Here is a 20,104-nt window from a genome sequence, read left to right as displayed (position 1 = left end):
CTCTAAAAGTTGTTCAGGCGGACGGACGCGAGGCTTTCTCGACGTGTCCGGACAGGCCGAAGCGACGATCCAGTTCGTCGAGTACAGCCTGCGGATGCTGCCCCAGCTGGGCGAGCATGACCATGCTGTGGAACCACAGGTCGGCGGTCTCGTAGATCACGTCACTGCAGTCACCGCTGACGGCGGCGTCCTTGGCGGCGATGATCGTTTCGACCGACTCTTCGCCGACCTTCTCCAGAATCTTGTTCAGGCCCTTGTGATACAGACTAGCTACATATGAGCTGTCGGCAGCAGCGCCCTTGCGCTCTTCAAGCACCTGAGCGAGGCGGGTCAGGGTGTCACTCATGTTTGTGTCCTGCGGAATAGATGGCGTGCGGGTCTTTCAGGACCGGGTCGACCGTTTTCCAGTCGCCGTTTTCGAAGACGCGGTAGAAGCAGCTCTGACGGCCGGTATGGCAAGCGATGTCGCCAATCTGTTCAACCATCAGGATGATCACGTCGGCGTCGCAGTCCAGACGCATTTCATGCAGGGTCTGCACATGGCCGGACTCTTCGCCCTTGCGCCACAGCTTGCCACGGGAACGTGACCAGTAGATGGCACGGTTTTCGGATGCGGTCAGCTCCAGGGCTTCGCGGTTCATCCAGGCCATCATCAGCACGCGTCCGGTCTTGTGATCCTGGGCAATCGCCGGCACCAGGCCATCGGCGTCCCATTTGATCTCGTCCAGCCAGTTTTTCATCTTCGACTCCGACAGCGAACCCACACTTCAATAGTCGGGTTCAGGCGTTGAAACAGTGTGCCAGCCGATCACGCAACTGGCTATCGGCGAACGACCAGATACAAGCCGACTGCCACCATGATCCCGGCGGGCCAATGCCCCAGTTCATTCAGCGGGCCACCGGCGGCGAGGATCGTGCCGCCCGCCAGATGGGCGCTGCCGAGCAGGCGCAGGAACCAGTCGTCCTTGCGCTTTTTCCACGGTGGTGGCGGGTCGTTGGCGTGGGGTTGGGACATGCGTTCGAGCAGGTCGCGGGCCATGTTGGCCAGGTGCGGCAGCTGTTCGAACTGGCTCTGCACGTTGCCGATCAAGGCTTTCGGGCTCACGCGCTCGCGCATCCAGCGTTCGAGGAACGGCTGCGCGGTGTTCCACAGATCCAGATCCGGGTACAGCTGACGGCCCAGGCCTTCGATGTTCAGCAGGGTCTTTTGCAGCAACACGAGTTGCGGCTGCACTTCCATGTTGAAGCGGCGCGCGGTCTGGAACAGACGCATCAGCACCTGACCAAATGAAATATCTTTTAACGGTTTTTCGAAGATCGGTTCGCACACGGTACGGATCGCCGCTTCGAATTCGTTGAGTTTGGTTTCCGCCGGCACCCAGCCCGAATCGATGTGCAACTGCGCCACGCGCCGGTAGTCGCGCTTGAAGAAGGCGAACAGGTTGCGTGCCAGATAATCCTGGTCTTCCGGGGTCAGGCTGCCGACGATGCCGCAGTCGATCGCGATGTACTGCGGGCTCCACGGATTGACGGTGCTGACGAATATGTTGCCCGGGTGCATGTCGGCGTGGAAGAAACTGTCGCGGAACACCTGAGTGAAGAAGATCTCCACGCCGCGTTCGGCAAGCATTTTCATGTCGGTGCGCTGGTCGGCGAGGGTCGCCAGATCCGTCACCTGAATCCCGTAGATGCGCTCCATCACCAGCACTTTCGGCCGGCACCAGTCCCAATAGACCTGCGGCACGTAGAGCAGCGGCGAGCCTTCGAAGTTGCGCTTCAACTGGCTGGCGTTGGCCGCCTCGCGCAGCAAATCGAGTTCGTCGTAGATGGTTTTTTCGTAATCGCTGACCACGTCCACCGGGTGCAGCAGGCGGGCGTCGGCGGAGACCTTTTCGGCGGCGCGGGCGAGGATGAACAGCCACGCCAGATCCTGGGCGATCACCGGTTTCAGGCCCGGGCGGATCACCTTGACTACCACTTCTTCGCCGGTCTTCAGCTGTGCAGCGTGTACCTGCGCCACCGAGGCCGAGGCCAGTGGTTCGACGTCGAAGCGGCTGAACACTTCGCTGATCTTCTTGCCCAGCTGCTCTTCGATCAACTTGACCGACAGCTGCGAATCGAACGGCGGCACGCGGTCCTGCAACAGCATCAGCTCATCGGCGATGTCTTCCGGCAGCAGGTCGCGGCGGGTCGAGAGGATCTGCCCGAACTTGATGAAGATCGGCCCCAGGTCCTGCAAGGCCAGGCGCAGGCGTGCGCCACGGCTCAGGTCCAGCGGCTTGCGCGGGAACCAGCGCCACGGCAGGACATAGCGCAGCGCCAGCAGGAACCACGGCAAAGGCAGATCGAACAGCAGGTCATCGAGGCGGTAGCGGATCACGACGCGCTGGATGCGCAACAGACGGCGGACGGCGAGCAGCTTCATGCGTTATCGCTTGGGTCGAGGGATCGGGAAAGGCGCTCGAAGCGCGCCTCGAGACGTTCCAGATCGAGTTTGATCCGGTCCAGTTCGCTGAAGCGGGCTTCGGCTTCGCGCTGCCCGACGAGGGTGCGCGATTCTTCGGCCAGGTATTCGGCGAGGTTCTGGTTGAGGCTGGCAAATCCTTGTTGATACCAGCGGGCGCGGCTGCGCAGGTGACCGCCGACCAGTTGCGTGGCGACCGGGCCGAGCCAGCGCGAGAGTTCGTACTCCCAGTCCAGCTCGAGGTCCTGCAGCACGCCCGCCAGTTCCAGCAGCACGCCGCTGTCGCCGTCGAGTTCGACTTCCGGTGCGTGCAGCACCGCCGTCTTGTCCTTGCTCAGGGCGAGTTTCACCAGGCTCGAAGCCGGGGCGCGCAGGGTGCAGTCGACGCCGGTTTCCCAACGGGACGCCAGCATCAAACCTTCGTCGCTCGGCAGGATGAACAGTTGCAGCGCCGGGCTGCGGCAATCCACGGCAATCACTTTGCCGGTCAGATGCGCCAGCCTCGGCAGCGCGGTGCTGTCGAGACGCAGCACGCGGTTCAGGCCGAGTTCGACGCTGGCCAGCAGCCCGGTCAGCAGCATCAGGGCTTGATGCCGCGGTGCAGAGCGACGATGCCTGCGGTCATGTTGTGATAAGTCACGCGGTCGAAACCGGCGTCGACCATCATCGACTTCAGGGTTTCCTGATTCGGGTGCATCCGGATCGATTCGGCCAGGTAGCGATAGCTTTCCGAGTCGTTGGTGATCAGCTTGCCCATCAAGGGCATGAAGGCGAACGAGTAGGCGTCGTAGGCCTTGGACATCAGCGCGTTGGTCGGCTTGGAGAATTCCAGCACCAGCAAGCGGCCGCCGGGCTTGAGCACGCGCAGCATCGAACGCAGGGCGTCTTCTTTGTGCGTCACGTTGCGCAGGCCGAAGGCGATGGTCACGCAGTCGAAATGGTTGTCCGGGAACGGCAGTTTTTCTGCGTCGGCCTGGACGAACTCGACGTTGCCCGACACGCCGACATCCAGCAGGCGGTCACGGCCGACCTTGAGCATGGATTCGTTGATGTCCGCGAGAACGACCTGACCGGTCGGGCCGACCAGGTGCGAGAATTTCTTGGTCAGGTCGCCGGTGCCGCCGGCGATGTCCAGCACGCGGTTGCCGGCGCGCACGCCCGACAGTTCGATCGCGAAGCGCTTCCACAGACGGTGCATGCCGCCCGACAGAAGGTCGTTCATCAGGTCGTACTTGGCGGCCACGGAGTGGAACACCTCAGCGACTTTTTCCGCTTTCTGGCTTTCCGGAACGTTTTTGAAGCCGAAGTGAGTGGTGGGTTCGGCATCGCTGCCTTTGCGCTGATCAGTCATATCGCTGTCACCAAAAGAGAATGCGCGACATTCTAATCCCCAAGCCATGCTTTGTCTTGGAATGGCTAAAGGTAAGATGGGCAACCTTCGGGACGATTTGCCGCAGTGGCGGTCAAGATTCGTTGCAGGCATTCATAGCCCCATTCAAAAAGCAGGAGTCATTCAATGGCCCATATCAGTGTTGAGCGTGCCCACAGCCTGGGCAAGGAAGTTGCCCGCGAGAAAGCCGACAAACTGGCGCAGAAACTCTCCGATCAATATGGCCTCGAGCCGCAGTGGGCGGGTGACACCCTGAACCTCAAGCGTTCGGGCGTGAAGGGCGCGGTGCATGTGGCCGAGGATTCGATCCGGGTCGACGTGGAACTGGGCCTGATGATGTCGGCCATGAGCGGCATGATCAAAGCCGAGATCGAGAAGGCGCTGGATAAAGCGCTGGTCTGATCAGGACAAACGGGGAGCTTCGGGCTCCCCTTTCTTTTCTCGTGCACCTGCCTTTTATGTCAGTTGTTAGGGTGCCGTTTCTAATTTTTCTCCCTACTTTGTGCCTGAGCCCGACACTCGTCAGGGCAGTTCCTCAAACCTTCTGCGCGTGAGGTGCACCATGGCCAAAGCTATTTTGAAGAAAAAAATCGACGCCTCGACTTCTGCCCTGAGCGACGTCAAATCCTATGCCCGCAAGATCTGGCTGGCAGGCCTGGGTGCCTACACCAAGGTCGGTCAGGAGGGCAGCGAGTACTTTCAGGAGTTGATCAAGGCTGGTCAAACTGTTGAAAAGAAAGGCAAAAAAGCCGTCACCGAAAAACTCGAAGCGGCCAACGCCGAGATCGACGAAGCCAGGAGCGAAGTCAGCTCATTCAAAGGCCGCGTCGAAGTTCAGCTCGACAAGGTCGAGAAGGCGTTCGACACGCGTGTCGCCAGTGCCTTGAATCGTATCGGCATTCCGTCTAAACATGACGTTGAGGCACTCTCTGCTAAGCTCGATGAGCTGACGGCATTGCTCGAACGCGTCGCGCGTAAATCTTAAGGAGAACGGGATGGCTGGTAAAAAGAACACCGATAAAGAAGGCAGCTCGTGGATCGGAAAAGTCGAAGACTATTCCCGCAAGATCTGGCTGGCTGGTTTAGGCGTGTACTCGAAGATCGACACTGACGGCAGCAAGCTCTTCGATACATTGGTCAAAGACGGCGAGAAAGCCGAGAAGCTCACCAAGGCTGCAGTCGGCAAGAAAGTCGATGCTGCCAAGGACACCGCGAGCTCGGCCAAATCGCGCATCAGCGGCGTGAAAGATCGCGCGCTGGGCACCTGGGATCAACTGGAAGGGGCTTTCGACAAGCGCCTGAACAGTGCGATTTCGCGCCTGGGCGTACCGAGCCGCAACGAGGTGAAGGATCTGCACAAGAAGGTCGATACCCTGACCAAGCAGATCGAGAAACTCACCGGCCTGAAAACCCAACCTGTCGCGGCCAAAACCGCAGCAGCCAAACCGGCGGCAAAACCTGCTGCCAAACCATTGGCTAAAGCTGCCGCCAAACCGGCAGCAAAACCAGCAGCCAAAACCGCTGCGGCCAAGCCAGCAGTAAAAGCCGCAGCCAAACCGGTTGCCGCCAAGGCCGCCGCCAAACCTGCTGCAAAACCAGCGGCCAAGCCAGCAGCGAAAACCGCTGCAGCCAAACCCGCTGCCAAGCCTGCCGCCAAACCGGCTGCAGCGAAAAAACCTGCAGTGAAAAAACCGGCCGCGCCGAAAGCCGCTGCGCCGAAAGCTGCCGCACCAAAACCGGTGACCACACCGCAAGCACTGGCCAGCACGTCGAACTCCGCCTCGGCTCCAACCCCGGCGCCAGTATCGACTGTTGTATCGACTCCGTCGACGCCGACCAGTCAGTCCTGATATTCAGGGCACAAGAAAACGCCCGGCCTGTGAAGGTCGGGCGTTTTTGTATGTCAGATCCAAGAGCCCCCTCACCCTAGCCCTCTCCCTGAGGGAGAGGGAACTGACCGTGGGATGTTTGAGAATTACGCCGACCTGAAAGTGTTGTACCGAATCCATAATCGCCAAGCTCGTTCAGGTCGGCGTATAGCTAGAGACACCTCGGTAGGTTCCCTCTCCCTCCGGGCGGTCCGACGTTTCGGGAGGGCTAGGGTGAGGGCAGCGATCTGCCTGACTCACTCGTGATCTTCGAGATACTGCAGCGCCATCCGCTCCGTCGCCACCTTCACCGGCGGCAACAAATGCGGCGCAACCAGCATCATGATCTGGTACACCACCAGCCTCACTTCCCCCTCGCGATCGAGAATCCGCTGATAGTCCAGCGAGAACAGCAACGTCATGGTGATCTGTTCCACCAGTTGCCCCAGCGCCTGGGTGTCACTGACCAACTGTCCAGACGCCTTCAACCGCGCCAGCAGTGACGCCAGCGTGCGCTTCAGGACGTTGAGAAAGTTGCGAATGCCCTTGGCCAGTTTCGGCAGGCGCCCGGCCAGGTTCGACAGGTCCTGGAACAGGAACCGGTACTGCGCCAGGCGCTCGACGATCAGGTGCAGGAACAGCCAGTAATCCTCCGGTGCCAGTTCTACATCCGCAGGCGGGTCGAGCAGCGGTGCCAGCTCGCTCTGAAAGCGCTCGAACAGCCCGAGGATCAGCGGCTCCTTGCCGTGGAAATGGTAGTAGAGGTTGCCGGGGCTGATCCCCATTTCATTGGCAACCTCCATGGTCGAGACGTTCGGCTCGCCCTTTTCGTTGAACAACTGCAGGGCACATTCGAGGATCCGTTCGCTTGTTTTCATCCAGTCTTCTTAAAGGGTGGTTGGGGCCGGTCAGCGCACGCGCACGTAAGTGCCGGGCGCCGCCTCCATCGGTGGATAGTTCGCGTTGCCAAGGGCCATCTGGGTTTCGCGCAGGGTGCCGGAGCGCTGCTGGACCCATTCCAGCCACTGCGGCCACCAGCTGCCGTCGACTTTTTTCGCGTCGTAGTACCAGGCGCGCGGGTCGCTGCTCATCTTGCCGTTCTCGACGTAGGTGGCCTTTGGGTTACTCGGCGGGTTGAGAATGCTCTGGACGTGGCCGCTGTTGGACAGCACGAAGCGCCGCTCGCCGCCCAGCAGCAGGGTCGAGCGATACACCGCGTCCCATGGCGTGATGTGGTCGTTCATGCCGGCCACGCTGAAACTGTCGACCGTGACTTTCTGCAGATCGATCGGCGTGCCGCAGACTTCCAGGCCGCCCGAATGAATCAGCGGGTTGTGCTTGAAGAAGTCCAGCAGGTCGCCATGAAACGCGGCGGGCAGGCGGGTGCTGTCGTTGTTCCAGTAGAGGATGTCGAACGCCGGCGGCTCCTTGCCCAGCAGGTAGTTGTTGACGAAGTAGCTCCAGATCAGATCGTTGGGCCGCATCCAGGCGAACACCCTGGCCATGTCGCGGCCGTCCAGCACGCCTTTCTGATAGGAACGGCGCTTGGCCGCTTCGAGGGTCTGCTCATCGGCGAACAGCGTGGCCGGGGAGTCGATCTGACTGTCGAGCAGGCTCACCAGATAGGTCGCGCTGGAGACCCGCCGCAACTGCCGCTTGGCCTGCAAGTGCCCCTGCAGCGCAGCGATGGTCAGCCCGCCGGCGCAGGCACCCATCAGGTTGACCTCGCGGGCACCGGTGATCGCCCGGCAGATGTTCATCGCTTCTTCCACGGCCTCGACGTAGGTCGACAGGCCCCATTCGCGATGGCGCACGTCCGGATTGCGCCAACTGATCATGAAGGTCTGCAAGCCGTTCTTCAGGGCGTACTGGACGAAGCTGTTGCTCGGGCTCAGGTCGAAAATGTAGTACTTGTTGATTTGCGGTGGCACCACCAGCAGCGGTTTCGAATACTGCTTTTCGCTCATCGGCTTGTACTGGATCAGCTCGAGCAGTTCGTTGCGAAACACCACCGAGCCGGTGGTGGTGGCGACCGTCTTGCCGACTTCGAAAGCCTGTTTGGTCACCTGGCGCGGCAGGCCGTCGTTGTGCAGCAGGTCATCGAACAGATGACTCAAGCCGCGCACCAGGCTGTGGCCGCCGGAGTTGAACAGCTCCTTGATCGCCAGTGGATTGAGCAGCGTGTTGGAGGGCGCCACGGCGTCGTTGATCAGGGAAAAAGCGAAGTGCGCACGGGCGCGATCGTCATCGCTCATGCTGCTTTCGTCGATCCAGCTCTTCACCTGTTTCTGCCAGCTCAGATAGGCCTGCAGGCTTCGGCGATAGAACGGATTGAGGCTCCAGGCCGGATCGGCGAATCGGCTGTCATTGGGGTTGGTCGGATGCAGGGTCTCACCGAGCAGCACGCGTCCGAGCGCACCACCGAGTTTCAACGCGTGCTTCGCGCTGTGAATGGGGTTGCGCAGACCATGGGCGGCTACGCTGCGCAACGTCGAAATCAGGTCGCGGCCTCGCAGGCCGGTCATTGCACTTTGTGCATTGATGAAAACGGCGGGACTGGGCACTACGCCCGTCGCTGGTTTGTCGCGCATGACTCAACACTCCTTCGTCTTCAGGTCAAAAACAAACACACCGAACCAGAACACCATAGACGCTGTTGCGGCTTGTTGCCTGCGCGGCGTCCTGCCATGCGTGTTGGAAAAGCTCTGCAAGGAGCTGTCCAGAAAACCGGGCCGGGCCGGTTATCCGCCCAGCGGTGTCGGGTGGGGGTGCATCACTGCGCGAAGACGTTCCTCCTGGAGAAATTTCATGATGATCGGCGCCACGGCTTCGGCCCGGGTGATGAGGAACAGATGCCCGTCATCGATGATGTGCAATTGCGCGTTGGGGATGCGCCAGGCGAGCAGACGCATGTTGATCAGCGGAATCAGCGGATCGTCGTCACCGGCCAGCACCAGGGTCGGCTGATGGATCTTGTGCAGCCAGTGAATGCTGGTCCAGCCAAGGCCCGCGAACAGTTGCCAGTAGTAGCCGAGCTTGCCCGCCGAACGCACCTTGGCCGCGTGACTGGCGGCGAGCGTCGGGTCGCGACGGAACGAGCCGCCGTAGATCATCGGGGCGATGCGGATCACATGGGACGGCTGGATGTAGCGGCGTGGACTGGCCATCATCCACAGCACCTTCGGCTTGCCCGGCACCATCACCGCGCCTGCCGCCGTGGCGGCCAGTACCAGCTTCTTGCAGCGCTCGGGATAGTCATGGGCGAATTGCTGCGCCAGCGCGCCACCCCAGGACACGCCGATCACGTTGACCTGGCCGTAATCGAGGTAATCGAGCATCCGTGCTGTGAGTTTGGCCAGCCCCGGAAAGCGATACGGCCGGCTCGGCGTCGAAGAACCACCGACACCGGGCACGTCGAAGGCGATCACTTCCAGATCCGGATCCAGCGCCGCGACAAAAGGAAACACCAGCTCCAGGTTGGCGCCGATGCCGTTGAAAATCAGCAAGGGCGTCAAGTGAGGCTTGCCGGGGCGTACGGCGGTCCGGAGGGTCTGGCCATCCAGCTCGACGGTACGGAAGATGAACGGTTGCGGCATGCTTCAGGGCCCTGTGGATCAATCTCAATGTCAGCCTCGATCCCCTGTGGGAGCGAGCCTGCTCGCGATAGCGGTGTATCAGTCAGCACATTGTTCCGGCTGCCGACGCCATCGCGAGCAGGCTCGCTCCCACATTGTGGGGCGAGGTGTGTCAGTTACCGCTCGTGTACGTAAGTGCCCGGCGAGGCTTCGCCTGCCGGATATGCCTTGTTGCCCAGCTTCGTCGGTGCCTTTTTCAGTTCGCCCGAACGCGCCGCCTGCCAGGCCTGCCAGTGCAGCCACCAGGAGTCGGCGTGCTTGGTCGAGTTTTCCTGCCAGTCATCGGCATTGGCGGTCATTTCGTCGCTGGTCATGTAGCGCGATTTCGGGTTGCCCGGCGGGTTCAGAATGCTCTGGATATGCCCGCTGCTGGACAGCACGAATTCCACCTTGCCGCCAAACAGCTGCGCCGACTTGTAGCAGGACTTCCACGGGGTGATGTGGTCGTTGGTGCCGGCCAGCGAGAAGATGTCGGCCGTGACCTTCTTGAGGTCGATCGGCGTGCCGCACACTTCCAGTGCATCGGGGCGGGTCAGTGGGTTGTTTTTGAACATCTCGATCAGGTCGCCGTGGAACGCAGCCGGCAAGCGGGTGGTGTCGTTGTTCCAGAACAGGATGTCGAACACCGGCGGCTCGTTGCCCAGCAGGTAGTTGTTGACCCAGTAGTTCCAGATCAGGTCATTCGGGCGCATCCAGGCGAAGACCTTGGCCATGTCTTTGCCTTCCAGCACGCCGGCCTGATACGAATGACGCTTGGCCATCTCCAGGGTCTGCTCGTCGACGAACAGGGCGACGTCACTGTCCAGGGTGGTGTCGAGCACGCTGACCAGCAGGGTCAGGGCATTGACCTTGTTTTCGCCGGTGGCGGCGTAGTGGCCGAGCAGGGCGGTGCAGGTGATGCCGCCGGAGCACGCGCCCAGCATGTTGACGTCCTTGCTGCCGGTGATCGCGGTGACCACGTCGACCGCTTCCTTCAGGGCTTCGATGTAGGTCGAGAGGCCCCACTCGCGCTGTTCCTTGGTCGGGTTGCGCCAGCTGACGATGAAAGTCTGCACGTTGTTGCGCAGGCAGAAGCGCGCCAGGCTCTTGTCCGGGCTCAGGTCGAATACGTAGAACTTGTTGATCTGCGGCGGCACTACCAGCAGCGGGCGCTCGTGGACTTGCTCGGTGATCGGTTTGTACTGGATCAGCTCCAGTACGTCGTTGCGAAACACCACCGAGCCTTCGCTCACGCCCAGGGTCTTGCCGACCTCGAATGCGCCCATGTTGACCTGGCTCGGCATGCCGCCGTTGTGCACCAGATCCTTGGCCAGATGCGAGAGGCCGTCGAGCAGGCTCTTGCCGCCGGTTTCGAAGAAGCGTTTGACCGCCGCCGGGTTGGCCGCAGTGTTGGTCGGCGCCATGGCTTCGGTCATCAGGTTGATCACGAAGTGGCCGCGCGCGATGTCCTTGGGCGAGAGGCTGCTGTCGTCGATCCAGGCATGGAGTTCCTTGCGCCACGCCAGATAGGTTTGCAGGTAACGTTTGTACAGCGGGTTCTGACTCCACGCCGGGTCGACAAAGCGACGGTCATCGCCTGCCGGTTGCAGTTCTGATTTGCCGAACAGCACGTTCTTCAGTTCGATGCCGAAATGAGTGACGTGTTTGACGCTATGGATCGGTTGTTTGATGGCCTGGGTCAGCACCATTCGAGCAGAGGCCAGCAGATCCTTTCCGCGAAGCCCAACGACAGGATTCAGCCCCAGGGTGTTTTCCGAGGCTTGGTACTTCAAATCATCGTTATTCTTGTTACTCATCTACGACGCTCCATTGTCCTGAGACGAGTACCCGGTTTCTGCTGTGCAGTTCCACAGCCAATGCCAGGTACTACTGCTCGGGTGACCGTTGATTCTGCATAGCTGCTTTACAGTCGTAGAGCACTGCAGGGAACTTGCCAGCTCCATTGGTTACCCGAGTTTAATTTTTTTCGCAAGCAGCCGATCCCGGGCCGCTTTAGCGGAGCATTCAAACAGATGAATTTAGAAAATGCCCTCTAAACAGTCCGAGGCGCGGACTAGAGCATCAGCTTGACGACGGACTCGTCCGGGTCGCGGGTTTTGCCGGCGGCTTTGAGCTCGGCCAGATAATCCGCCCAGAGTGCGTCATAACGTCGCCCCAGTTCGTAGAGGTAATCCCAGGTGAACAGGCCGCTGTCGTGACCGTCGTCGAAGGTCAGTTTCAGTGCGTACTGACCGGCCGGTTCTACCTTGGTCAGGCCGACGTGGAGCTTGCCGAATTGCAGGATCGGTTTGCCGTGGCCCTGGACCTCGGCGGAGGGAGAGTGCACGCGCAGGAATTCGGCGGGCAGGGTGTATTCCTCGCCGGACGCGTATTTGAGCGACAGGGTTTTCGAGGCTTTGTGCAGTTTGATGTCGGTGGGGAGTTGGGTCATCGCCGGTGTTCCGTCAGGTGGAAAAAATTGTGGGAGCCGATGGCTCCCACAGTTTCACGACCACTGTAAGTATGGCTTACAGGATATAACGGGACAGATCTTCGTTCTGCGCCAATTCACCCAGGTGGCTGTTGACGTACTCGGCGTCGATCAGGATCGCCTTGTCGTCGTGGGCGCTGGCCAGGTCGCCGGCACTGAACGACACCTCTTCCAGCAGACGCTCGAGCAGCGTGTGCAGGCGACGGGCACCGATGTTCTCGGTCTTCTCGTTGACCTGCCAGGCGATCTCCGCCAGACGCTTGATGCCTTCAGGCTGGAACTGGATGTTCAGGCCTTCGGTCTTCAGCAGCGCGCAGTACTGCTCGGTGAGCGAGGCGTGCGGTTCGCTGAGGATGCGCTCGAAGTCTTCCGGGCTCAGGGCCTTGAGTTCGACGCGGATCGGCAGACGGCCTTGCAGTTCCGGCACCAGATCGCTCGGCTTGCTCAGGTGGAACGCACCGGAGGCGATGAACAGGATGTGGTCGGTCTTGACCATGCCCAGCTTGGTGTTGACGGTGCAGCCTTCGATCAGCGGCAGCAGGTCGCGCTGTACGCCTTCACGGGACACATCGGCGCCGCCGACGTTACCGCGCTTGGCGACCTTGTCGATTTCGTCGATGAACACGATGCCGTGCTGCTCGACCGCTTCCAGGGCCTTGGCCTTCAACTCTTCTTCGTTGACCAGGCGACCGGCTTCTTCATCGCGCACCAGTTTCAGCGCTTCCTTGACCTTGAGCTTGCGGGCCTTCTTCTTGCCTTTGCCCATGTTGGCGAACAGGGACTGCAGCTGGTTGGTCATCTCTTCCATGCCCGGCGGCGTGGCGATCTCGATGCCGGCCATTTCGGCGACTTCGATCTCGATTTCCTTGTCGTCCAGCTGACCTTCGCGCAGGCGTTTGCGGAACAGCTGGCGAGTGTTGGAGTCCTGGGTCGGCGCGTCTTCGTTGCCGAAGCCCATGCGTGCCGGCGGCAGCAGCGCGTCGAGGATACGGTCCTCGGCGGCGTCTTCGGCGCGGTGGCGCACGCGGGTCATTTCCTGCTCGCGCAGCATCTTGATCGCGGCATCGGCCAGATCACGGATGATCGATTCGACGTCACGGCCGACGTAGCCGACTTCGGTGAACTTGGTCGCTTCGACCTTGATGAACGGCGCGTTGGCCAGTTTGGCCAGACGGCGGGCGATTTCGGTTTTACCGACACCGGTCGGGCCGATCATCAGGATGTTCTTCGGGGTTACTTCAATACGCAGCTCTTCAGGCAGCTGCATGCGGCGCCAGCGGTTGCGCAGGGCAATTGCGACGGCGCGCTTGGCATCGTCCTGGCCGATGATATGGCGGTTGAGTTCGTGGACGATTTCGCGGGGAGTCATGGACATAATAATTGACGGTCCTCAAGCAGAAACAAGCCGTGGCACAGGGCCGCGTCAGGCTTATTCAGCGAGATCCTGCTCCTCAATGGTCTGGGTGTGGTTGGTGAATACACAGATGTCGCCGGCGATGCCGAGAGCGGTCTCGACGATTTCGCGGGCCGACAGGTCGGTCTTCTTCAGCAGGGCGCTGGCGGCGGCTTGCGCATAGGCGCCACCGGAACCCATGGCGATCAGGCCGTCTTCGGGTTCGACTACGTCACCGTTGCCGGTAATGATCAGGGAGGCGTCCTTGTTGGCGACCGCGAGCATCGCTTCGAGGCGGCTCAGGGAGCGGTCGGTGCGCCATTCTTTGGCGAGTTCGACGGCGGCACGGATCAGGTGGCCCTGATGTTTCTCGAGCTGGCCTTCGAAACGTTCGAACAGGGTAAAGGCGTCGGCGGTGGCACCGGCAAAACCGGCGATGACCTGGCCGTGGTACAGGCGACGAACTTTCTTCGCGTTGCCTTTCATCACGGTGTTGCCGAGAGAAACCTGGCCGTCGCCGCCCATGACGACTTTGCCGTGGCGGCGGACTGAAACGATGGTGGTCAAGGGAAGAGTCTCCACACTGCGGGGCGAAAATGCCTTATGCCCATTCATATGGGGGTGGTGGAGAGGATTTCAACTGCAGGAAGGGAGAGGGGACGAGCGGTGTTGTTGCGCTGATCCTCCCCACACAGAGCGCGGGAAGGATCATTCGAGGGGAATCAGCGGCTCTGGCGTTGTTGTAACAACAGGTTGCTGAACCCTGCGCCCGCCAGTTGTTTCTGGGCGGTGGTCAGTTGTTCGCGGTTGCTGAACGGGCCGACCAGTACGCGGTACCAGGTTTCATCCTTCACCGTCCCGGATTCAACCGCGACCGCCTGGCCGAGCAGAATGATCTGTGCGCGCACCTTGTCGGCATCTGTCTGCTTGCGGAACGAGCCGGCCTGCAGGAAGAACTTGGTCACCGGCGCAGCCTTGGTCACCGGTGGCGCTGGCGGCGGGGTAATCCCGGCCAGCGCAGCCTGGGCGCGTGCGGTGTCGATCTTCGCCGCTTCCGCCGGGGTCACCGGCGTGGTCGGGATCGCCGGCACCTGTGGCGTCGGCAGGGTTTTCTCCGGCACGGCGTCAGGCGGCACGATCACTTCCGATTCCGGCAGCAGGGTGTAGAAGTCGTACTTCGGCTTCACCGGTTGCGTCGGGCTCGGCGGGGTCTTGTTGGCCTCGGCGATCTTGGTGGCTTTCTGTTGTTGCTGTTGCTCGACCTTCTCGCGCTTGACTGTGTCGCTGCCCTTGCCCGGCTCCAGTTTCATCAGGAACACGATGAACGCGCCGACCGTCAGGCCGATGGCCATCCACAGCCAGCCCGGGATCGGTTGCTTCGCAGGAGCTTGGTAACGGCTGGCGCCACGCTTGGGTGCAGGTTTTTTCTTGGCAGCCAACTTACATGCGCTCCAGGGTTTCCAGGCCGAGCAGTTCCAGGCCTTGCTTGAGGGTACGGCCGGTCAGCGCGGCAAGGCGCAGACGGCTTTGCATTTGTGCCGGGGTCTCGGCGGCGAGGATCGGGCAGTGCTCGTAGAAACTGGAGAACAGGCCGGCCACGTCGTACAGGTAGGTGCACAGAGTGTGTGGCGTGCCCTTTTCCGCAACGTTGTTCAGCACTTCACCGAACTGCGCCAGTTTGGCTGCCAGATCGTGCTCCTGCGGCGCTTCGAGGACGATCTGGCCGTCGACTTCGCTGTAATCCTTGTCAAGCTTGCGGAACACGCCGGCCACCCGGGTGTAGGCGTACAGCAGGTACGGCGCGGTATTGCCTTCGAGGTTGAGCATCTGGTCGAAGTTGAAACTGTAGTCGCTGGTGCGGTGCTTCGACAGGTCGGCGTATTTCACCGCGCCGATGCCCACAACCTTGGCGATGCTGCGCAGTTCGTCGTCGGCCAGTGTCGGGTTTTTCTCTTTTACCAATGCGTAGGCACGTTCCTGCGCTTCGGTCAGCAGATCGATCAGCTTCACGGTGCCGCCGTCACGGGTCTTGAACGGACGGCCGTCGGCGCCGTTCATGGTGCCGAAGCCCATGTGCTCCATTTCCATCGGATGGGTCACGAAACCGGCCTTGCGCGCCACGGCGAACACTTGCTGGAAGTGCAGGGCCTGACGCTGGTCGACGAAGTACAGCGCGCGATCCGCCTTCAGTTTGCCGCTGCGGTAGCGCACGGCGGCCAGGTCGGTGGTGGCGTACAGGTAGCCGCCGTCAGCCTTGACGATGATCACCGGGAGCGGCTCACCTTCGGCGTTCTTGAATTCGTCGAGGAACACGCACTGGGCGCCGTTGCTTTCGACCAGCATGCCGGCGGCCTTCAGATCGTTGACCACGTTGATCAGGTCGTCGTTGTAGGCGCTTTCGCCCATCACGTCGGCCATGGTCAGTTTGACGTTGAGCAGTTCGTAGATCTTCTGGCAGTGCGACAGCGAGATGTCCTTGAACTTGGTCCACAGCGCCAGGCACTCGGCATCGCCGGCCTGCAGCTTGACCACCAGGCCACGGGCCCGGTCGGCGAACTCCGGGGACTCGTCGAAGCGCTGCTTGGCGGCGCGGTAGAAGTTTTCCAGGTCCGACAGTTCGTCGCTGGTGATCGGGTTTTCCTGCAGGTATGCCATCAGCATGCCGAACTGGGTGCCCCAGTCGCCGACGTGGTTCTGACGGATCACGGTATCGCCGAGGAATTCGAGCACACGGGCCACGCCGTCGCCGATGATGGTCGAGCGCAAGTGGCCGACGTGCATCTCTTTGGCCAGGTTCGGCGCCGACAGGTCGACCACGGTGCGTTGCGCCGGGCCGGCCTTGCGCACGCCAACGTGAGCGTCGGCCAGTGCGGCGTCGAGGCGCGAGGCCAGTGCCTGGGTGTTCTGGAAGAAATTGATGAAGCCGGGGCCGGCGATTTCGGCCTTGGTGACGTTCTCGTCAGCCGGCAGGGCTGCGATGATTTTTTCCGCCAGGTCACGCGGCTTCATGCCCGCAGGCTTGGCCAGCATCATGGCGATGTTGCTGGCGAAATCACCGTGGGTCTTGTCCCGGGCGTTTTCCACCTGGATCGCCGGCGTCAGGCCTTCAGGCAACACACCTTCGTTGACGAGTTGGGTGAGGGCTTGTTGGATCAGCTGGCGAATGGTGTCTTTCATGGTCTTCTCTTTCGACCGCAAGCGCGGCGGCGCATCAATGCGCGGGTGGAAAAACTGGGCATTATCCGTTGCGAAGACGGGCTTGCCAACCTTAGCAGGCAGGATGTGGATGTGTGGTGACAATTCGTCAGCCATCGCTGGCAAGCCAGCTCCCACAAGAACGACGCAATTCCCCTGTGGGAGCTGGCTTGCCAGCGATAGCAATCGTTCAATCAATACAAATCGACAGGATCGACATCCAGCGACCAGCGCACCGCCCGGCCGCTCGGCATCTGCTCCAGCGCCAGCAGCCAGCTCGCCAGCAACCGGTGCAGCGGCGCCCGGGCCGTGGCCTGCAAGAGCAGCTGCGCGCGGAAGCGTCCGGCCCGGCGTTCCATCGGTGCCGGTACCGGTCCCAGCAGTTCGATGCCGCTCAGGTTCTGTTCGGCCAGCAAACGCTCGGCCTCGCTGCAGGCTTCATCGAGAAAACCTTCGGCCTGCCCCGGCTTGTGCGCTTCGGCGCGCAGCAGGGCGAGGTGGGCGAACGGCGGCAGGCCGGCGGCGCGACGCTCGCTCAGGGCCTGTTCGGCGAAGGCGAAGTAACCCTGCTCGGTCAGTTGCACCAATAAAGGATGGTCGGCCAGGTGGGTCTGGATGATCACCTTGCCCGGTTCTTCTGCCCGCCCGGCGCGCCCGGCAACCTGCACGATCAGCTGCGCCATGCGCTCGCTGGCGCGGAAGTCACCGGAGAACAGCCCGCCGTCGGCGTCGAGGATCGACACCAGAGTGACCCGGGGAAAGTGGTGACCCTTGGCCAACATCTGGGTGCCGACCAGAATGCACGGCTGGCCTTTCTGAATGGTGGCGAACAACTGGTTCATCGCATCTTTGCGCGAGGTGCTGTCGCGGTCGACGCGCAGTACCGGGTAATCCGGGAACAGAATGGCCAGTCGTTCCTCGGCCCGCTCGGTGCCGGCGCCCACCGGCCGCAGATCGACCTTGTTGCACTTCGGGCACTGGCGCGGCGTGCGTTCGACGTAACCGCAGTGGTGGCAGCGCAATTCGCCATAGCGCTGGTGCACGGTCATCCGCGCATCGCAGCGCTGGCATTCGGACATCCAGCCGCAATCGTGGCACAGCAGGGTCGGGGCAAAACCCCGACGGTTGAGGAACACCAGCACCTGCTGGCCGGCGGCGAGGGTCTGGCCGATGGCTTGCTGCATCGGCCCGGAAATACCGCTGTCCAGCGGACGGCTTTTCACATCCAGGCGCAGGAAACGTGGCTGTTTGGCGCCGCCGGCCCGTTCGTTCAGGCGCAGGAGCCCGTACCGGCCGGTGTAGGCGTTGTGCAGGCTTTCGAGTGATGGCGTCGCGGAGCCGAGCACGATCGGAATGTTTTCCTGCCGTGCGCGCACCAGTGCCAGATCCCGCGCGTGGTAGCGCAGGCCTTCCTGCTGCTTATAGGAGCCGTCGTGTTCTTCGTCGATGATGATCAGCCCCGGATTTTTCATCGGGGTGAACAGCGCCGAGCGGGTGCCGATAATAATGTCGGCCTCGCCATCCCGGGCGGCGAGCCAGGCGTCGAGGCGATCGCGGTCGTTGACCGCCGAGTGCAGCAGGGCGATGCGCGCGTTGAAGCGTTGTTCGAAGCGGGCGAGGGTCTGCGGGCCGAGGTTGATTTCCGGGATCAGCACCAGTGCCTGCTTGCCGGCCTCGAGGGTTTCGCGGATCAGCTGCAAATAGACTTCGGTCTTGCCGCTGCCGGTGACACCGGCCAGCAGGAACGCGTGATAACTGTCGAAACCCGCGCGAATCGCTTCATAGGCGGCGCGCTGCTCGCTGTTGAGCGGCAGCTCGGGCTGGGCCAGCCAGTGTTCGTGACGAACGCCGGGGGCATGGCGGCGCACTTCGACCTGCACCAGATCCTTGGCCAGCAGCAGATCGAGGCTGTCCTTGCTCAGCATCAGTTTGCTCAGCAACTGATGGGCGACGCCGTGAGGATGCTGGGCCAGTGTCGCCAGGGCTTCTCGCTGGCGCGGGGCACGGGCGATGCGCGGGTCATCGAGGCTGGCGCCGGGGGCGGCGGACCAGAAGCGTTCCTGGCGGGCTTCGGCCAGTTCGCCTTGGCGCAGCAGCACCGGCAGTGCCCAGCTCAGGGTATCGCCGAGGCTGTGCTGATAATACTGGGCGGTCCACAGGCACAGCTTGAACAGCGCGGGCGGCAGCGGTGCGGTGGCGTCGAGCAGGGCCAGCGCCGGTTTGAGCTTCTCCACCGGTACTTCGCTGGTGTCAGTGACTTCCACCAGAATCCCGATCATCTCCCGCCGACCGAACGGCACCCGCAGGCGCATGCCCGGCTGCAATTGCGAACGCAGCACGCCGGCCGGGGCCCGATAGTCGAACAGGCGGCGCAGGGGCGAAGGCAGGGCGAGGCGCAGAATGGCGTCGGGCACGCGGAGGATTCTCATAGGCGGGGCGGTGAAGAAGGGCGGGAGCCTAGCAGACGGTCGGTCTAAGGGACAGCTTGCGCGATTGACATTGTCTGGTAGAATCCGCGGCCTAATTACGTGCGGTATTCAACAATCGTGTTGGATGGCGGCACGCCAGCTGAGGAAAACACCATGAAAGCCGATATCCACCCGAATTACCCAGAAGTTGCAGTAACTTGCAGCTGCGGCAACAAGTTCGAAACCCGTTCGACCTTCGGCAAAGCCCTGGCGATCGACGTTTGCAACGAGTGCCACCCGTTCTACACCGGTAAGCAGAAGACTCTGGACACCGGTGGTCGCGTTCAGAAGTTCGCCGACCGTTTCGGTGCTTTCGGCGCGAAAAAGGCCTAAGGCCCCTCATTCTGGAAAACCTCAGCGGCTTTTCCGGTCTGATGAAAAAGGCGTCCCTTGTGGGCGCCTTTTTTGTGTCCGCGATTTGGCTGTCCGGCGCCCATGCCTTCTGCCCGACCCCGTCGGGGCTGTCGAGCGTGGTGGTGCAGCGGGTTGTCGATGGCGACACGGTGCGCCTGAGTGACGGCCGCAGCGTACGCCTGATCGGCCTCAACACGCCTGAGCTGGGCAAGCAGGGTCGCAGCGACGAACCCTTTGCCGTGGCCGCGCGCAAACGCCTGGAAACCTTGGTGGCCGACAGTGGCGGTCGGGTCGGTTTGCGCCTCGGTGCGCAAGAAAAAGACCATTACGGGCGTACGCTCGCCCATCTCTACAGCGTCAGCGGCGCCAGTCTCGAAGCGCAAATGCTCGCCGATGGCCTTGGATTCCAGGTCGCGGTGGCACCGAATGTCGATCTTGTCGATTGTCAGCAAGCTGCCGAACGCAGCGCGCGGCAGGCCGGGCTTGGCTTGTGGAAGCGCTCGCCTGTACTGAAAGCGGAGCAGATCGAACGCTCGGGTTTCGCCATCGTCAGTGGTCGTGTGAGCAAGGTTCAGCGCAATCGTGGCGGAATCTGGATCGAGTTGCAGGACAAGCTTGTACTGCGCGTTGCACCCAATCTGCTGGAGCGCTTCGCTGGCAGTTCCCTGCAAACGCTGAAGGGCAGGCAGATCGAGGCCCGGGGCTGGGTGGTCGACCGTTCACGACGGGGCGGATTGAAACCCGGTCAGGCTCGCTGGTTGTTGCCGCTGACCGACCCTTCGATGTTGCAATCGTCCCGCTGAACAAAAAGTTGTAGACATTTTTTCTGTTGATTGTGAACAGTCTAGCCCTTGTGCGCCGTGGCTC

20 protein-coding genes are annotated in these 20,104 nt (G+C 61.7%); 5 read left to right on the top strand and 15 right to left on the bottom strand.

From position 1 onward, the window contains the following. Positions 1 to 13: 13 nt before the first annotated feature. From OQ248_RS08565 to ubiE, 5 genes are all read right to left on the bottom strand, one after another. Entirely contained in the window at positions 14 to 346 is a 333-nt protein-coding gene (locus tag OQ248_RS08565; protein ID WP_007952422.1) for a phosphoribosyl-ATP diphosphatase, read from the bottom strand. After that, on the bottom strand, positions 339 to 740 hold the full coding sequence (gene hisI, locus OQ248_RS08560) for a phosphoribosyl-AMP cyclohydrolase (protein WP_025110285.1): 402 nt from the start codon (positions 738 to 740) through the stop codon (positions 339 to 341). The genes OQ248_RS08565 and hisI overlap by 8 nt, the downstream gene beginning before the upstream one ends. A gap of 80 nt (positions 741 to 820) precedes the next feature. After that, positions 821 to 2,425, bottom strand: a complete 1,605-nt coding sequence (ubiB, locus tag OQ248_RS08555) for a ubiquinone biosynthesis regulatory protein kinase UbiB (protein ID WP_085683997.1) — start codon at positions 2,423 to 2,425, stop codon at positions 821 to 823. Further along, a complete protein-coding gene (locus OQ248_RS08550; RefSeq protein WP_039772453.1) occupies positions 2,422 to 3,045 on the bottom strand; it encodes an SCP2 domain-containing protein in 624 nt (207 codons plus the stop codon). Before OQ248_RS08550 ends, ubiB begins: the two co-directional genes overlap by 4 nt. Then, on the bottom strand, positions 3,045 to 3,815 hold the full coding sequence (ubiE, locus tag OQ248_RS08545) for a bifunctional demethylmenaquinone methyltransferase/2-methoxy-6-polyprenyl-1,4-benzoquinol methylase UbiE (RefSeq protein ID WP_007952418.1): 771 nt from the start codon (positions 3,813 to 3,815) through the stop codon (positions 3,045 to 3,047). Before ubiE ends, OQ248_RS08550 begins: the two co-directional genes overlap by 1 nt. 165 nt (positions 3,816 to 3,980) lie before the next feature. Between ubiE and OQ248_RS08540 the strand changes: the two genes are divergently transcribed. The 3 genes from OQ248_RS08540 (at position 3,981) to OQ248_RS08530 (ending at position 5,704) form a co-directional block, all read left to right on the top strand. Beyond that, positions 3,981 to 4,256 carry a polyhydroxyalkanoic acid system family protein gene (locus tag OQ248_RS08540; protein WP_085711042.1) on the top strand — a complete coding sequence of 92 codons (276 nt, stop codon included), beginning with the start codon at positions 3,981 to 3,983 and terminating at the stop codon, positions 4,254 to 4,256. Positions 4,257 to 4,416: 160 nt separating this feature from the next. Then, complete coding sequence (locus tag OQ248_RS08535) at positions 4,417 to 4,839, top strand: phasin family protein (protein WP_085711043.1); 423 nt, start codon at positions 4,417 to 4,419, stop codon at positions 4,837 to 4,839. A gap of 10 nt (positions 4,840 to 4,849) precedes the next feature. Beyond that, entirely contained in the window at positions 4,850 to 5,704 is an 855-nt protein-coding gene (locus OQ248_RS08530) for a phasin family protein (RefSeq protein WP_265812586.1), read from the top strand. 275 nt (positions 5,705 to 5,979) lie between these two features. On the opposite strand, the gene OQ248_RS08525 is transcribed toward OQ248_RS08530, so the two are convergent. The 10 genes from OQ248_RS08525 to OQ248_RS08480 form a co-directional block, all read right to left on the bottom strand. After that, positions 5,980 to 6,600: a TetR/AcrR family transcriptional regulator gene (locus tag OQ248_RS08525; RefSeq protein ID WP_085711045.1), complete on the bottom strand. Its 621-nt coding sequence runs from the start codon at positions 6,598 to 6,600 to the stop codon at positions 5,980 to 5,982. A gap of 30 nt (positions 6,601 to 6,630) precedes the next feature. Beyond that, complete coding sequence (phaC, locus tag OQ248_RS08520; protein ID WP_265812585.1) at positions 6,631 to 8,313, bottom strand: class II poly(R)-hydroxyalkanoic acid synthase; 1,683 nt, start codon at positions 8,311 to 8,313, stop codon at positions 6,631 to 6,633. Positions 8,314 to 8,463: 150 nt separating this feature from the next. After that, positions 8,464 to 9,318 (bottom strand): poly(3-hydroxyalkanoate) depolymerase, encoded by an 855-nt coding sequence (gene phaZ / locus OQ248_RS08515; protein WP_065259455.1) that lies wholly within the window; start codon positions 9,316 to 9,318, stop codon positions 8,464 to 8,466. 155 nt (positions 9,319 to 9,473) lie between these two features. Next, positions 9,474 to 11,153: a class II poly(R)-hydroxyalkanoic acid synthase gene (phaC, locus tag OQ248_RS08510; protein WP_265812584.1), complete on the bottom strand. Its 1,680-nt coding sequence runs from the start codon at positions 11,151 to 11,153 to the stop codon at positions 9,474 to 9,476. 257 nt (positions 11,154 to 11,410) lie between these two features. Further along, positions 11,411 to 11,788, bottom strand: a complete 378-nt coding sequence (locus OQ248_RS08505; protein ID WP_085711048.1) for a DUF971 domain-containing protein — start codon at positions 11,786 to 11,788, stop codon at positions 11,411 to 11,413. A gap of 76 nt (positions 11,789 to 11,864) precedes the next feature. Next, entirely contained in the window at positions 11,865 to 13,202 is a 1,338-nt protein-coding gene (hslU, locus tag OQ248_RS08500) for an ATP-dependent protease ATPase subunit HslU (protein ID WP_265812583.1), read from the bottom strand. Positions 13,203 to 13,256: 54 nt separating this feature from the next. Then, positions 13,257 to 13,787, bottom strand: coding sequence for an ATP-dependent protease subunit HslV (gene hslV / locus OQ248_RS08495; protein ID WP_007968352.1), 531 nt, complete (start codon positions 13,785 to 13,787; stop codon positions 13,257 to 13,259). Between the two features lie 155 nt (positions 13,788 to 13,942). After that, positions 13,943 to 14,659 carry an SPOR domain-containing protein gene (locus OQ248_RS08490; protein ID WP_085711050.1) on the bottom strand — a complete coding sequence of 239 codons (717 nt, stop codon included), beginning with the start codon at positions 14,657 to 14,659 and terminating at the stop codon, positions 13,943 to 13,945. 1 nt (position 14,660) lies between these two features. Next, positions 14,661 to 16,397, bottom strand: coding sequence for an arginine--tRNA ligase (gene argS / locus OQ248_RS08485; RefSeq protein WP_085711292.1), 1,737 nt, complete (start codon positions 16,395 to 16,397; stop codon positions 14,661 to 14,663). A gap of 212 nt (positions 16,398 to 16,609) precedes the next feature. Continuing rightward, on the bottom strand, positions 16,610 to 18,829 hold the full coding sequence (locus tag OQ248_RS08480; RefSeq protein ID WP_265812582.1) for a primosomal protein N': 2,220 nt from the start codon (positions 18,827 to 18,829) through the stop codon (positions 16,610 to 16,612). A gap of 168 nt (positions 18,830 to 18,997) precedes the next feature. On the opposite strand from OQ248_RS08480, the gene rpmE reads away from it, so the two are divergent. Then, positions 18,998 to 19,216: a 50S ribosomal protein L31 gene (gene rpmE, locus OQ248_RS08475; RefSeq protein ID WP_007952398.1), complete on the top strand. Its 219-nt coding sequence runs from the start codon at positions 18,998 to 19,000 to the stop codon at positions 19,214 to 19,216. Positions 19,217 to 19,257: 41 nt separating this feature from the next. After that, the gene (locus OQ248_RS08470) at positions 19,258 to 20,040 is read left to right on the top strand and encodes a thermonuclease family protein (RefSeq protein ID WP_265812581.1); all 783 of its coding nucleotides are present in this window, start codon (positions 19,258 to 19,260) and stop codon (positions 20,038 to 20,040) included. Positions 20,041 to 20,104: the final 64 nt, after the last annotated feature.

Source organism: Pseudomonas sp. COW5 (genome assembly GCF_026240005.1).
In the GTDB taxonomy this organism is placed as follows: Bacteria; Pseudomonadota; Gammaproteobacteria; order Pseudomonadales; family Pseudomonadaceae; genus Aquipseudomonas; species Aquipseudomonas kribbensis.
This window is presented reverse-complemented; position numbering and strand designations above follow the sequence as displayed.

Excerpts from the sequence above, each read along its gene's own strand:
- ubiE (WP_007952418.1), bottom strand. The coding sequence starts at position 3,815 with ATGACTGATCAGCGCAAAGGCAGCGATGCCGAACCCACCACTCACTTC.
- phaZ (WP_065259455.1), bottom strand. The coding sequence starts at position 9,318 with ATGCCGCAACCGTTCATCTTCCGTACCGTCGAGCTGGATGGCCAGACC.
- phaC (WP_265812585.1), bottom strand. The coding sequence starts at position 8,313 with ATGCGCGACAAACCAGCGACGGGCGTAGTGCCCAGTCCCGCCGTTTTC.
- ubiB (WP_085683997.1), bottom strand. The coding sequence starts at position 2,425 with ATGAAGCTGCTCGCCGTCCGCCGTCTGTTGCGCATCCAGCGCGTCGTG.
- hslU (WP_265812583.1), bottom strand. The coding sequence starts at position 13,202 with ATGTCCATGACTCCCCGCGAAATCGTCCACGAACTCAACCGCCATATC.
- argS (WP_085711292.1), bottom strand. The coding sequence starts at position 16,397 with ATGAAAGACACCATTCGCCAGCTGATCCAACAAGCCCTCACCCAACTC.
- OQ248_RS08525 (WP_085711045.1), bottom strand. The coding sequence starts at position 6,600 with ATGAAAACAAGCGAACGGATCCTCGAATGTGCCCTGCAGTTGTTCAAC.
- rpmE (WP_007952398.1), top strand. The coding sequence starts at position 18,998 with ATGAAAGCCGATATCCACCCGAATTACCCAGAAGTTGCAGTAACTTGC.
- hisI (WP_025110285.1), bottom strand. The coding sequence starts at position 740 with ATGAAAAACTGGCTGGACGAGATCAAATGGGACGCCGATGGCCTGGTG.
- OQ248_RS08530 (WP_265812586.1), top strand. The coding sequence starts at position 4,850 with ATGGCTGGTAAAAAGAACACCGATAAAGAAGGCAGCTCGTGGATCGGA.
- OQ248_RS08535 (WP_085711043.1), top strand. The coding sequence starts at position 4,417 with ATGGCCAAAGCTATTTTGAAGAAAAAAATCGACGCCTCGACTTCTGCC.
- OQ248_RS08470 (WP_265812581.1), top strand. The coding sequence starts at position 19,258 with ATGAAAAAGGCGTCCCTTGTGGGCGCCTTTTTTGTGTCCGCGATTTGG.
- OQ248_RS08565 (WP_007952422.1), bottom strand. The coding sequence starts at position 346 with ATGAGTGACACCCTGACCCGCCTCGCTCAGGTGCTTGAAGAGCGCAAG.
- OQ248_RS08540 (WP_085711042.1), top strand. The coding sequence starts at position 3,981 with ATGGCCCATATCAGTGTTGAGCGTGCCCACAGCCTGGGCAAGGAAGTT.
- OQ248_RS08550 (WP_039772453.1), bottom strand. The coding sequence starts at position 3,045 with ATGCTGCTGACCGGGCTGCTGGCCAGCGTCGAACTCGGCCTGAACCGC.
- phaC (WP_265812584.1), bottom strand. The coding sequence starts at position 11,153 with ATGAGTAACAAGAATAACGATGATTTGAAGTACCAAGCCTCGGAAAAC.
- OQ248_RS08505 (WP_085711048.1), bottom strand. The coding sequence starts at position 11,788 with ATGACCCAACTCCCCACCGACATCAAACTGCACAAAGCCTCGAAAACC.